Source organism: Lewinellaceae bacterium, assembly GCA_020636105.1.
Classification (GTDB): Bacteria; Bacteroidota; Bacteroidia; order Chitinophagales; family Saprospiraceae; genus BCD1.
In genome coordinates, this window is sequence record JACJYL010000001.1 from 3,645,908 (window position 1) to 3,659,691 (window position 13,784).

The window sequence follows — 13,784 nt, forward strand, 5'->3', positions numbered from 1 at the left end:
CTAATCGTTTTTAGTTAATTAATTAAGTATAAGATGAATAAATTTTATCGGCCAAATATAATAAAAAAAAAGAGCTTAATAGCTATCAAGTGCAAAGCAATTATATTTTTTGAACAAAACAAAGATAAAAAGAGTATTTTTGCACCTTATTTTTATAAATTTTAAACTAAAAAAAATGAGATCATTCCTTTTTATGGTCGTTGTTTTGCTCGCATTGAGTTGTAATACTCAAAAAGGCATTCCCTCCAATGAAACTCCAATAGTCACTGAAATCCGGGACCTCGATCCTATTGTTGTTACAGCTCCTGCATACGATGGCAGTGAGGAGGATTCGGAAATCGAGTACACGCTTCCCAAATACAATGAAACTTTTACTCAGTCAAATGACTTGCTCCACACTAAACTGGACCTTAAATTTGACTGGGGAAATGAAAAAGTTATAGGAAAAGCAACCCTGAAATTCAAGCCCTATTTCTACCCTACGGATGAATTGGTGCTGGATGCCAAAAATTTTGAATTCAAGGCCGTTCGTTTTGCAGATCAAAAGGAAAATTTAATCTATACGTACGACGGTAGCCAGATCAAAATAAACCTGGGACGGCTCTTCACCAGGAATGAAACTTATTCCCTGTTCATTGATTATGTGGCCACCCCTTCAGCTTCAGGTGGTAGCAGTGCTATCACTTCCGACAAAGGGTTATATTTTATCAACTCTAAAGGCGATGACCCGGAAAAACCTACACAGATATGGAGCCAGGGTGAAACAGAGGCCAACTCCCGCTGGTTTCCAACCATTGACAAACCTAAGGAAAAATCTACCGAGGAAATATACCTGACAGTAGATGATAAATACAAAACCCTTTCTAATGGTAGTTTTGTTTCCTCCACAAAAAATGAGGACGGAACCCGTACCGATTACTGGAAAATGGACCAGCCTCACGCTCCTTATCTTTTTATGATCGCCGTGGGCGATTTTGCGGTGGTAAAGGACAGCTGGGAAGGCATCCCGCTGTCGTACTACGTGGAACCAGAATATGAAAAAGATGCCAAAGCCATCTATTCGAACACTCCGGAGATGCTGACCTTCTTTTCTGAAAAACTCAACTTCAAATACCCTTGGCCAAAATTCGACCAGATCATCGTTCGGGATTATGTTTCCGGAGCCATGGAGAATACGACAGCGGTTGTTTTCGGCGAATTCATCCAAAAGCACGAGCGCGAACTGATCGACAACAATAACGATCTCATTGTGGCTCACGAGATGTTTCACCATTGGTTTGGTGATTACGTGACCTGTGAAAGCTGGGCCAACCTGACCCTCAATGAAGGATTTGCCAATTATGCTGAATTTCTTTGGCTGGAACATCAGGAAGGAATTGATGCCGCAGATCACCATATGATGGATGAACGATCCGGTTATTTTAATGCTTCCTACCGTGATATGCATCCTTTGATCGACTTCGGATACGACGACAAGGAGGATATGTTTGATGCGCATAGTTACAATAAAGGCGGAGCGGTATTACACATGCTTCGTAGTTACGTTGGTGATGACGCTTTTTTCGCTTCCTTGAACAAATATCTTACCGATAATGCCTATCGGCCGGTGGAAGTACACGACCTCAGGCTGGCTTTTGAAGCTGTCACAGGAAAAGACCTCAACTGGTTTTTCAACCAATGGTACCTCAGCCAGGGTCACCCGGCACTCGATATCTCGTACGACTACGATGAAACAAATATGCAGGCATTGGTAACCGTAGAGCAAACGCAGGATCCGGAAAGTATGCCGGCCATTTTTGTGTTGCCCACTTTTGTGGATATCTATATCAGCCCTACTTCCGTAATTCGCGAACCTATTGTCGTGAACCAGCGCATTCAAACGTTCACTTTTGATGTTCCCGCTGCACCGCAATTGATCAATTTCGATCCGGATCATGCCTTGCTGGCTACGGTGGAAGACGATAAAACAGTAGATAATTATATTTTCCAATTGTACAATGCGCCAAGATTTGCAGACCGTTACGAAGCCGTTTCGAATCTTCGTACCGATGATTCAAAAATCGCCACAATGGCCGTCCGTTCGGCCATTACCGATCCGTACTGGTTTATCCGACAGATGGCTATTTATGAGCTTCCTTCTTACGATATTGAAGAAAAAGACGTACAGGATCTCTTGTTGAACCTCGCCGAAAATGACCCGCATTCCGCAGTAAGGTCTGCCGCACTGGAAAAATTACGTGCCATCGGACGCGATGCTGAAGTGATTGAGGTTGCCAAACGTATTATCGACAAAGAACGCGCCTACCCGGTTATAGGTGCCGCCCTGGAGCTGCTGAGTGAAAAGGATAAAACTACAGCTGCCCTGTATGTCAAGAACCTTGAAAATGAAGATAATTGGGATATCATCAATTCCATTGCCAAAATTTATGTAGAATCTGGTGATGCCTCTCATCTCCCTTTTTTCGAAAACAAACTGAGTGAAGCAAATGGTTTTGACGCTATTCCTTTTTTCGGTGCCTATATGCAGTTGGCGGAAAAGGCCGGAACAACCTATAGGGATGAAGCCCTGGATAAATTGTTCAACATTGCCACCGATATGACTCTATCCTTATGGGGCAGGGTTGGCGCAGCTGCGGCGATCAGTAATGTGAAAAAGAATTTACCCTTCACCGATACCGCCACAATGGATAAGCTCGACAAGATGCTTTCTGACATAAAAGCCAGGGAAACCAATACTCAACTAAAAGCGATTTACGACCAGCAGTTTTAATTGCCTTTTTTTTAAGTAAAAACAACATGAGACATCCCGAATTTTATCTGATCAGATAAAATTCGGGATTTTTCTTTTATACAAAGTGATAAACCGAAAACCCTTCAAATAATCATGGAAATTCCAATATTAGGTTATTTGTTGAAAATTCGGGACATTCCATGTGTTTTTATCCTTAATGTCCATATGAGCCCGCCGCCGGTCGATTATGCCTAAAATCCCCAAGTCTCCTGATTCTATTGCTTTCATTTGCAACCTTTCTTTTGTAAATTGCATTAACTTGTCATAAAACCGCTGCAATTGACTGAACAGGAATTGATCAAGGCATGCAACAATGGAGAACGGCACGCACAGGAGTTGCTTTACCGTCGCTATAGCGCCAAATTGTATGGGGTTTGCCTTCGTTATGCGTCTAACAGAGAAGAAGCAGAAGATTTCCTCCAGGAGGGCTTTATAAAAATTTACAACAATCTTTACAAATACCAACCGACGGGATCCTTTTCGGCCTGGATGCACAGGCTCATGGTGAACGTAGCACTGGAAAAGATTCGTCAGAACCAAAAAAGAAAAAATCAACTAAGCCTCGATGACCTAATTTACGACCCCGAAGATTCCGATGATATTTTTAGCGACTTTGGTGCCCGGACAATCATAGAAATGGTGCAAAAGCTTCCGGAAGGATACCGTATAGTCTTCAACCTGTATGTGGTGGAAGGGTACTCGCATAAAGAAATTGGAGAAATGCTGGAAATTACCGAATCAACCTCAAAATCCCAACTGTCGAGAGCAAAAGCAACATTGAGAAAATTATTGGAGAAAGTGGTCTGAAAATACACCTTAAAGCCCGATTTTAAATCAAATTCCAACCCGGGTGAAAAGGTTTTTTGAAGGAAACTTTTTATGAAAAGACAAATCAAATAGAATATGGCAAACCGCTACAATAATGATGATCTGGAAGGGTTTTTCAATCGTAGAATGAAGGACTATGAAGAAGTTCCCCGACCTGAAATGTGGGACCGGATCGGAGCCTCAATTCCCCCTAAACCGCCAATCGCCTGGTGGAAAAAACAGCAATGGTGGCTTGGAGCGGTCTTGGCTTTCATTCTCCTGCTGAGCCTTTGGCAATATCAACGCCTGCTGCAATTCGAAAAAATAATCGATCAACAAAGAGCCGATATCGAAGCCCTTAAAAATGACCGATCCTCCCGGCCGGAAAAGGGGATTTCCGGTTTTGATGAAGTCAATCCTGCTGCTTCTGAAAATTTAAATGAAGCCTCCTATGGAGAAGATAAATTGCTGGAATCAAATTCCACCAATGGAAATCGCTTTAATAACCCCGTGGCAACAATAGCTAATGAACCCGGCAATCTTAATTTTATCCCCCATAAAATTTTAATTGCTCAGGAAACCTCCTCTGTGGAAACCCTTCCGACAAAAATAACGGAACTTCAACCCCAATTACCTCTTTTGCCCGAATCAGTGAAAAAGACAGGAAAGGTTAATTTCCTGGGTACCCAAAGATTCGCCATGCTTGAAGCCCCCGTTTTGCCCTTTGACCAAAAAGTGAAAATTGACCCGGTAAAAAGTAAAGCCGGCTTTTATTTTTCTTTTAATGGAGGCTCCCTGGCTACTTTCTACAACAATCCGCTTAATAAAAGTAAAAATGAAGTTACCGCTTCAGATGTTCCAGGATTTCATCTTTCGAATACTGTAAGAGATGAATTTACGATCCTTGCCGGAATCCAGTTCACCAAAAAATGGAGCCTGGAAACAGGTGTCGGATACCGGAACAATCGCCTTGGCCTGTTTGATTCCCAACAGTTTAATTATTCCGGCGAACACACGATCTCTTATGATGTAGACGGAAATCCCGTTGGATCTTACACCAACAACACAGACCAGTCTCCCGTATTCAGATACCAAATTGTCAACAACCTGCAATCCCAGGGAATGGATATCGAAGACGGAGAAACGTTTCAACTGGATGCATTCTTCAAATACAACAACAGATATCTTAGTCTCCCTCTTTGGCTTAGATATCGTATTGGTAACAAAAGACTACACCTATATGCTAAAACAGGAATGGCCTGGAATATCCTTACGGTAAGCCATAAAAACCTTGGGGACTCCAACTTGTCCGATGAAAGGCTCACTCTGGAGAAGGTTCAAATAAAAAATGATGCCCTGAATGAGTCATTCCTTGAATTAGGGATGGCTTCCGGGGTGGAATACGACCTGGGATTAAGATCTTCCATAGGTATGGAAGCTCTCTATTATCACTCCCTGGCTTCTGTATTAACGACTAAGCAAAATGCTTTCGGTCTTTCTCTTGCTTTGAAGTATCATTTTTAAACACTCAAAAAAAGTGAATCAATACATGCCATCCGAATTATATAAAAAATTAATTTCTGCCCTTGGAATAAGTGTTTTGCTTGCTTTTTTTACCCCGATACATGCCCAGCATTCAGTGGGCCTGCATTTTGCTGTCGGAAAATCTTATTCTTTGGCCCCGGTGAAACCTGCCGGCGAAAAAGGATATTATTCCGTGGCTCCGGGATTTGACTATCAATTTGCTTTTACGGAAAAATTCTTCCTTTATTCAAGTCTGGGATTATTATCCACCGGCAGGCATACCATCGACTCTCTGAAATGGGGAAGCGAAACCGATAACATGGGTAACTACGTGCCCGATCCTTCCCTTCCACATAAATCAGATGCCAGGGTCTTTCAATTATTCGGGGCCGTACAGACGGGCATAAAATATTATTTGACCGAAAAAAGACTTCGCTTATTTATCCAGCCATATCTGGAAGGGGACGTTTTTTTGAGTAACAGAAATACCACCCTTTACTTCCTGGACAATGGTGACCTGGACACAAAAACATCCACCGCCGAACCCTTTATCCCAAAACGGAAATTTGTCTTTTCCGCAGGCTTCGGGATAGGCGCTGAATGGGCTTTAAGCGACTTGTTCTCGGTTTACCTGATTGCCGATGCCAAACTCATGACAACAGATGTCACGCCTCTTGACAAAGCCAATTCTATCATCCCGGCGATTAAAACCGGCTTATGGTACAATCTTTAACCCCAAAAAAAATGGTTCCTCAACAAAAGCCAGGAACCAAAAAGTATGAAAGGGAACTTTTAGTAGTTCGGTATAAAATCGTTTCAAACCGAAACTCCTAAGACATTATTCTATCAGACCAGGGACTCGGAAAGCATAATTCAACAAGTCATAAGTCGTGAGGATGCCCACCAGTTTTTGGTGTTCATCAACAACAGGTATCGCGTGGAATAAATTTTCGCGAAAAATATCCACGGCTACAGAAATGCTCTCTGTTGGTAATAGGGTAACCACCTGTTTTGTCATCGCATCACTTGCGAGTAATGACCGCATTATCGCATCATTGTAGGCCTGGCTCTCTTTTGATCTAAAAAGAGTGAATCCATGCTCCAACTTGTGATAATCCGTTTTACTAATGATGCCGACCACTTTGTTCTCCGGATTCACAACGGGTATATGGTGGATTTCCTTGGAATTGAAAATCAGGCTTACCCGATCCATGGTGTCTGTAGCTTTCACTGCAACCACCTCAGTTGTCATTACATCCATAATTTTCACTAAAACAGTCATCACTTTTATGCTTTTTAGAAATGAATAAAAATGCACTTTACAACGGCGATGAAAAACAATAGGACAAAAGATCGTGTGTTGTTACAAGCCCGACAAGGGCATTGTCTTCGACAACTGGCAAAGCATGAAATTTATTGGTCATAAATACATCTGCTGCCAAGCCGATAGTATCGTCAGGATCGAGTAACAGGGGAGACTTAGACATGATATCCTTCGCCCTCATCGGGCCGTGCTTTGCATTTTTTGAATCAAAAGCGAGCAACTGAACCACCTTATTGATATCCTCTCTGCTAATCATTCCAACAAGTACACTTCCATTATCAACTACCGGCAAATGATGAAAATCATTGGCTTCGAAAATTTGTCGAATACGATTGACAGAATCCTCTACCCGGGCCGTGATCAACTCCGAGGTCATTATTTCTTTTATTGGGCTATTCCGATTCATCATTCCTTGATTAAGGTGTGTTTACATGCTTAAAATCTATACATCAAATATAGTTTTGGTACAGATTAGTTATGGTGACCAGTATCATTAATAAAGATTGATTTTTCTCAGTACAAATAATCTATATTTTTTCGTACTGTAGGTATGGGATAAAAAATTTCAAAAATGAATCAATTCCAAAACTATGTATCATTATCGACATGGTTAAAACAGAGAGGATGCCTGCAAAATAGGGTAAATTAAAGGATCCGAAAAATCCACAGATTTTAAAACCCCAAGGGGTATAATATAAAATCCCGAATTTTATCTCATGACAAAATTCGGGATTAAATGAATTCCTAAACGGTTAGGAGCTCCTCAACACCACAAACTCAGGCTTCCACAAACACCATCGTTACCTGGCGACGGTGGAGATCCGTATCCACTACCCTGACCCTCACTTTGTCGCCCATTTTGATGACTTGCCCGGATCGCCTTCCGGTAATATGTAACCTCCCGTCAGAAAGGTCGTAGGCTTCCTTCATGGTTTCGAAGCTCACTCTTCCTTCACAAAAATTCAATTCCAGCTGGATAAAAATTCCGCGTTCGCTAAACCCGGAAACAAATCCATCAAATTCATCTCCTTTATGTTTTTGAAGGTATTCTACCTGTTTGTATTTGACGGACTCTCTTTCCGCCTCCATGGCCCGGCGCTCCATCCGGGAAATATGTAAACATTCTTCTTCGAGTTGTTCTTTATTGGCTCGCCATGAACCGCCTAGGTTTCGGGCCAGCACCCTGTGGGAAAGCACGTCAGAATATCGTCTGATAGGAGATGTAAAATGGGTGTAATAACTAAAACCAAGGCCATAGTGACCAATGTTTTTGGTCGAATACACCGCTTTGGCCATCGTCCTGATGGCAAGTGGCTGAAGTAATTTCAACCCAGGATCTTTCTCTGCAGCCTCGGCCAGTTTGTTATAGGCACTGGCCGTTTGCTGGGGGGTGGCAGCCTTCATTTCAAAGCCGAGTTCCGCCGCAAAACGCACCAGTTCGGCCACGCGTTCCGGGTCCGGTTCATCGTGAATACGATAGACAAAAGGAATTTCATTTTCCTCTGATTTTCCCTTATTAAAAATATAAATGGCCACTTCCCGGTTGGCCAGAAGCATAAAATCTTCTACGAGAAGGTGTGAATCTTTTCGTTCTTTGACATAAACCTCCATGGGGACTCCTTCTTCGTCGAGGCGAAATTTAACCTCCTCCGTCTCAAAGTTTATCGCTCCATGTTTGAAGCGGATCTTTCTAAGATGTTTTGCCACCTTATTGAGTTTTTTGAGCTCGTCAGCGAACTCTCCTGACCCGTTTTCCAGAATCTCCTGGGCTTCCTCATAGGTAAATCGCCTGTCTGAATGAATGATGGTCCTTCCAAACCAGCGGTCAACGATTTTGTCGTCCTTATCAAAAGTAAAAACGGCGGAAAAGGTGAGCTTATCTTCCAGCGGGCGCAAAGAGCATAATTCATTGGATAATTTCTCCGGCAACATCGGCAACACCCTGTCTACCAGGTAAACGGAAGTAGATCGTCTGTAAGCCTCTTTGTCCAACGCGGTACCCGGCAACACGTAATGTGAGACATCTGCAATATGGATACCTACTTCATACTGCCCGTTTTCGAGGTATTGAATGGATAATGCATCGTCAAAATCTTTCGCCGTTTCAGGGTCGATGGTAAACGTGATGACTTCGCGCATGTCCCTTCGGCTTTGAATATCCTCCTTCGTGATTTCTGTGGAGAGTGCTTCAGATTCTTCGACCACCTCCTCTGGGAATTCAAGATTGAATCCATTGTTAATGAGAATGGCCTTCATATCAATGTCACTGCTTCCTTCAGCCCCCAGGACAGAAATTACTTTGCCTTTGATAACTTTATTGCGGCCTCCAATCCATTCGGTGACCTTAACGACCACCACATTCCCTTGTTTCGCTCCTTTGGTGTCTTCCAGGTTCACGATGATATCGATGTCGGCGCTCCCCTCAGGGATGACTATGGCATTGCTCTCGTATAAATAAATATTTCCTATAAATTGAGAGGTTCCCCTTTCCTTGACTTCAATCACTTCTCCTTCCATACGCCTTCTCCCTCTGGGGCGCCATGCCCGGATCAACACCTTATCCCCGTTAAGGGCTGAATTCAGGTATTTAGGGGAGACATGCACATCCTCATCCAGGTTATCGCAAACAATATAAGCCGAACCTGTTCGGGTCATATCAACCATCCCTGTATAAGTTTCTCCGTTGGACGAAGTGTCCGAACGACCGTTGTACTGATATTTATTTTCTTCCACCTTCAGCAACAGCTCTTTCTTGACCAGTCGGTCCATGGCTGCGCCTACTACATCGCTGTTGTTTCCAATTTTTAATTTAAGAATGACCTGTCTGGCCGTCATCCTTTTTTTAGGATGATGTTTGAGCATTTTGAGTATTTCATTTTGCAATTGTCCGGGAGCCAGCTTTTTGCCTTTAATTGGTTTTTTTCTATTCTTTGACATTTTTTTTGTTTTCTGTTTAATAATATCCCTAAAAAATAATTTGGGGTTCTGTAGCTTTTCACAGTATTTTGCTGACTGAGAAAAGCCAAAATGGGGACCTCTTATAGGCAACTTCAAAACAGTTGATTCCCCACAAACCTGGTCAACCTTTCTTTATCGACTACTTAATCATTCACAAAAGTATTCATTCGATGAAGGTCCGTTGCAATAATGCGGCATCTATTTTTCGTGTCGTCCACAGGAAAACAACACTCAACGGAAAGGAAAAGGTTTTCAGGCCGTTTTTCGAAGCGGAAAATATTGTTTTAATCCTTAACCCCGAGGGTTCTATGGGTATTTTAGCCTGACTTTCACCCTCCCAAAGAACCGGCATATCACTGAATAAAGGATTTTTATCAAAAAAAGTTCATTTTTTTGATAAAAATCGAATTTTCAGACAACGTTTTCCTAATTTCTGGTATCTGTGAATTATAACCCCCGGGGACTAGGGACCTAAAAACCAACAAAAATCGTTGAGTACCTGTGAGAATTTGATTGCAGAAAAAAGGAAGGGTACTTGAAATTTTGTGATTTTTCTTAAAATATCACAAATACACAAATTTAAAAACACTGTTTTCCTTCAATATTCAATGACCGCCGACTTCCGGAGTTGGTGGTCATTTTTGTTTATACCTGTCCACGAAATTTTTTAATATCCTCATAGGATAAATGATATTTTCCTTTTTTACCTTTTCAATCAATTCTTCGGCTTCCTCCGGCAAGAAATACCCTGCATTATTATAAGTTTTGATTCTCAGAAGAACTCCATCAATATCTAACTCGGGGTGAAATTGAGTAGCATAAATATTGTGCTTCACCCTGATCATATGCACCGGGCATTTTGCCGAACTGGCCAGTAATACCGATTGATCGGGGATTTCCTGCCAGGATTCTTTATGTCCCAAAAAAGCCCGAAATTCCCTGGGAACGCCTTTTAACAGAGGGTCTGTCTCTCCATCAGCCGTAAGTTTGATGGTTTCTGCTCCTGCCTGTTCCCCGAATTTTTCTTTTGACACTTTAACGCCAAGGTACTTCCCCAGAATACCCAGCCCGTAACACGCTCCCAAAAACGGGAAATCTCTTTCAAAAACCTCTTCCAGCAATCTGACCAGCTTTTTCTCAAAAGCCTTCTGCACGAGCGGCTTGACGGAATCCTCATCCGAAACGTTAGATTCTCCTCCGCCGATAATCATCCCTGCATAATGGTTCAGGTCAATCTCGGGAAAACTTTGAGACTCCATACGTATTCTGCGAACTTCTTCCCTTTGGAGGTGTCCAAATTTCAGAAAGGCTTCAAATTCATTATCTGAAGCCTTATCGTTTGCTCGAAGCTGGAGGATCAAAAAGGGCTTCTCCATAAAAATATCAAGGCTTTATTCTTCCCCGGTAGAGATAATTATTTTATCGGAATGGTCTATATAATGGATGAGGTCTTCCAGTTTCCAGGCTTCCTCTATCCTAAAATCGTTCACCTTGGTTCTGCGCAGTGCCGAAAGAAAGGCACCGCTTTTTAGCGCAATTCCAAAATCATTTGCCAGGGAGCGGATATAGGTTCCTTTACTGCAAACCACTTCAAAATCGACTTCGTTTCCTTCTACCCGGGTGAGCTTAAAGTCATAAATAGTCACTTTCCTGGATTTGATCTCCACCTCCTCTCCTTTTCTTGCCCGTACATAAAGCGGAACACCATCTACTTTTACCGCGGAAAAGATCGGCGGATATTGTTCTATTTCTCCTAAAAAACGCTGACGGGCGCTTTCCAGCAGCTCGGGGGTAATATGATTGGTCGGGAAGGTTTCATTAATCTCTGATTCGGCATCAAAAGAAGGCGTGGTAGCCCCAAGCTGAATGGTTCCGGTATAAGTTTTGGGCAGCCCCTGGAATTCATTGAGTTTTTTGGTAAACTTCCCGGTGCAAATGATCAACAAACCGGTGGCCAAAGGATCCAGTGTTCCCGCATGGCCAACCTTAATTTTCCTGACTCCCAGGCGATGTCTTATCGTATAACGCAACTTGTTGACCACATCAAAAGAGGTCCACCCGAGAGGTTTATCCACGAGTAGAATAGTTCCGGCTTTAAAATCATATTGAGGAAGAGAATCCATTGTAAAATATAAAAGGTAAAATATAAAACCGATCGCAGGGAAATCCCGTTAACGGGAAGCCCAAAGGGCCGGGATGACTCATGTTTTTTTAGTTCAATAACCATTTAAAATGGCCGGCTTTTTTAAAAAACACCAAAAGCTGCTGCCAGGGCTATGCTTCCGACGACCAGGCAATAAATGGCGAAGTAAGACAATTTACTGTTCTTTACCACTTTAAGCATCCATAAACAGGCAAGAGTTCCTGTAAGAAAAGCGGCGACAAATCCAATTCCGAGCGCAAGGGCATCATCCCCATTGGTGGTAAAGGCTCCGTCTAAAAGATCTTTCCCCATTTTGCCCAAAATCAAAGGAACCACCATGAGGAAGGAGAAACGCGCCGCGCGCTCACGATCGACTCCCAGCAATACAGAGGTCGAAATGGTTGCTCCGGATCTTGAAATCCCTGGAATAATGGCAATAGCCTGCGCTATTCCAATGATGAATGCATTGAGGTAACTTACCTTATGGCCGGTTCTTTTTGCACGATCCGCGAAGAACAAAAGCCCTCCGGTAAAGATCAACATGGCACCAACCAGGCCTATACGGCGGGTAAAAAATTGCTCTATTTCAGCTTCAAAAAACAACCCGATACATGCCGCAGGAATCATGGACAAAATAATCTTGAGGGAGTATTTAAGTTCTTCGTTCCAGCTGAACTGAAATAATCCACGTAATATTTCCATGATCTCCTTTCGAAATACGAGTATTGTACTCAATGCGGTGGCGCCGTGAAGGGTGACCGTCATGAGCATACTCATGGACGCCGCATTGTCATCTTTAAGGAGGTATTTTGCCAGTTCGAGGTGCCCGCTACTGCTTACAGGAAGGAACTCAGTCAACCCCTGGATTATTCCGAGAATAATCGCTTCTATGAGATCGTTCATGCCTTTATTTCTTGAAAATAGCGTAGATTTCCATCACCAGCCCGCCAAGGATGACAACAGGTGCCAAAACGGTTCTGCGAAAACTGTATATAAGATCAGGATCCCATGTATTGGGATCAGGCATTTTACCCCCTGACATCAAAAACAACCCCAAAATAATAAGCACCGCTCCTCCTGCCATCCACATGTAGTTTACCTTATTGAACAGCAATTCCTGCGTCGAGGAATTTTTCATACTGCCTCCAGTGGATCCCGCGGAAGTGGTGACCACTACTCTTTTCTTTTGACTTTTACTCATTTTTTATGGTTATAAATGTTCAATACAAATCATCTTCACGCATTTTTAAATATTTTTTGACAACGCTGTGCGTGCTTAAAGCGTTGATCAGGATTCCGAGCACAAGAAGGGCCAGAAATAACACTGCAATAAGATTCCAGTCCTGAAGTTCGCCCAACGCGGGAAGGCTCACTTCTGCCCAAAATAAAACCAGCACCAGTAATACTGCAGCGATCAGCGCGCTTAACAGTCCATGTTGCATGGCTCTGTAGATGTATGGCCTGCTGATGAACTCCCAGGTTGCCCCCACCAATTGCATATTCTTTATCAGGAAACGGTTGGCATAAAGTGCCAGCCGAACCGTATTGTGAATAAGCGTAATGGCCACAAAGATGAAAAAAAGACCGATGCCCAGGGTGATCCAGCTGAGTTTTTTAATGTTATCAGCAATCTGGTCCACAAGGTTTTCCTGGTAAAAAACATCATTGACAGCCGGTGAATCTTTAAGCCCCCCTTTGATATTGATCAAACTATCCCTGTTGGCATAACCTGCATTAACATTAAACGTGAGAATATCGTAAAACGGGTTGGGCATATCCAATTTTAAGAAATCTTCTCCAAAAGTCTCCTTCATGTCTTCTTCCGCCGATTCCTTATCTATATATTCAACACTTCCTGCTTTGGTGTAAGGCTTTCCCGATAAAGACTCCCTCAATGCCCCTACATCCTCGTCAGAAATTTCATCCTTCAATTCGATCACGATAACCACCTTCTCCTTAAATGACTTTACCAGGCGCTGTCCATGGGCAATGAGCAGGGCAAAAAAGCCGAGTAAAAACAATACCAATGCTACACTCATGATGGAGTATAAATAGTTCGGTCTTGTTTTAATTTTTAGCTTGTCAGGAAATTCAGACATATATGGTGGATACAATTAGGGGCAAAATTAACACTATTGTTTCGTTTTGTATCTATTTTTGTATCCAAACTTAATTTATAAGCCTGACGTTATGTCTTTTAAAGGCCTTTATTGCTTCGCTTACGCACTTACAACTGG

At 42.6% G+C, this 13,784-nt stretch carries 12 protein-coding genes; 4 read left to right on the forward strand and 8 right to left on the reverse strand.

Features of this window, described 5'->3' with window-relative positions:
• Positions 1–175: 175 nt before the first annotated feature.
• From H6571_13660 to H6571_13675, 4 genes are all read left to right on the forward strand, one after another.
• Positions 176–2,770: a M1 family metallopeptidase gene (locus tag H6571_13660; GenBank protein MCB9324780.1), complete on the forward strand. Its 2,595-nt coding sequence runs from the start codon at positions 176–178 to the stop codon at positions 2,768–2,770.
• A 285-nt stretch (positions 2,771–3,055) separates the two neighbouring features.
• Positions 3,056–3,598, forward strand: a complete 543-nt coding sequence (locus H6571_13665) for an RNA polymerase sigma factor (GenBank protein ID MCB9324781.1) — start codon at positions 3,056–3,058, stop codon at positions 3,596–3,598.
• 96 nt (positions 3,599–3,694) lie between these two features.
• Positions 3,695–5,122 carry an outer membrane beta-barrel protein gene (locus H6571_13670; protein MCB9324782.1) on the forward strand — a complete coding sequence of 476 codons (1,428 nt, stop codon included), beginning with the start codon at positions 3,695–3,697 and terminating at the stop codon, positions 5,120–5,122.
• 25 nt (positions 5,123–5,147) lie between these two features.
• The gene (locus H6571_13675) at positions 5,148–5,855 is read left to right on the forward strand and encodes a hypothetical protein (GenBank protein MCB9324783.1); all 708 of its coding nucleotides are present in this window, start codon (positions 5,148–5,150) and stop codon (positions 5,853–5,855) included.
• 105 nt (positions 5,856–5,960) lie between these two features.
• Here the strand turns inward: H6571_13675 and H6571_13680 are convergent, their stop codons facing one another.
• The 8 genes from H6571_13680 to H6571_13715 form a co-directional block, all read right to left on the reverse strand.
• A complete protein-coding gene (locus H6571_13680; protein MCB9324784.1) occupies positions 5,961–6,407 on the reverse strand; it encodes a CBS domain-containing protein in 447 nt (148 codons plus the stop codon).
• A gap of 34 nt (positions 6,408–6,441) precedes the next feature.
• Positions 6,442–6,855: a CBS domain-containing protein gene (locus tag H6571_13685; protein MCB9324785.1), complete on the reverse strand. Its 414-nt coding sequence runs from the start codon at positions 6,853–6,855 to the stop codon at positions 6,442–6,444.
• A 368-nt stretch (positions 6,856–7,223) separates the two neighbouring features.
• Entirely contained in the window at positions 7,224–9,383 is a 2,160-nt protein-coding gene (gene rnr, locus H6571_13690) for a ribonuclease R (protein ID MCB9324786.1), read from the reverse strand.
• Positions 9,384–10,039: 656 nt separating this feature from the next.
• Positions 10,040–10,780: a glutamine amidotransferase gene (locus H6571_13695; protein MCB9324787.1), complete on the reverse strand. Its 741-nt coding sequence runs from the start codon at positions 10,778–10,780 to the stop codon at positions 10,040–10,042.
• 15 nt (positions 10,781–10,795) lie between these two features.
• Positions 10,796–11,527 (reverse strand): tRNA pseudouridine(55) synthase TruB, encoded by a 732-nt coding sequence (gene truB, locus H6571_13700; protein ID MCB9324788.1) that lies wholly within the window; start codon positions 11,525–11,527, stop codon positions 10,796–10,798.
• 122 nt (positions 11,528–11,649) lie between these two features.
• Positions 11,650–12,450: an undecaprenyl-diphosphate phosphatase gene (locus tag H6571_13705; protein ID MCB9324789.1), complete on the reverse strand. Its 801-nt coding sequence runs from the start codon at positions 12,448–12,450 to the stop codon at positions 11,650–11,652.
• A gap of 4 nt (positions 12,451–12,454) precedes the next feature.
• Positions 12,455–12,748, reverse strand: a complete 294-nt coding sequence (locus tag H6571_13710; protein MCB9324790.1) for a DUF3098 domain-containing protein — start codon at positions 12,746–12,748, stop codon at positions 12,455–12,457.
• Positions 12,749–12,767: 19 nt separating this feature from the next.
• Positions 12,768–13,646, reverse strand: a complete 879-nt coding sequence (locus H6571_13715) for a hypothetical protein (protein ID MCB9324791.1) — start codon at positions 13,644–13,646, stop codon at positions 12,768–12,770.
• Between the last annotated feature and the right edge of the window lie 138 nt (positions 13,647–13,784).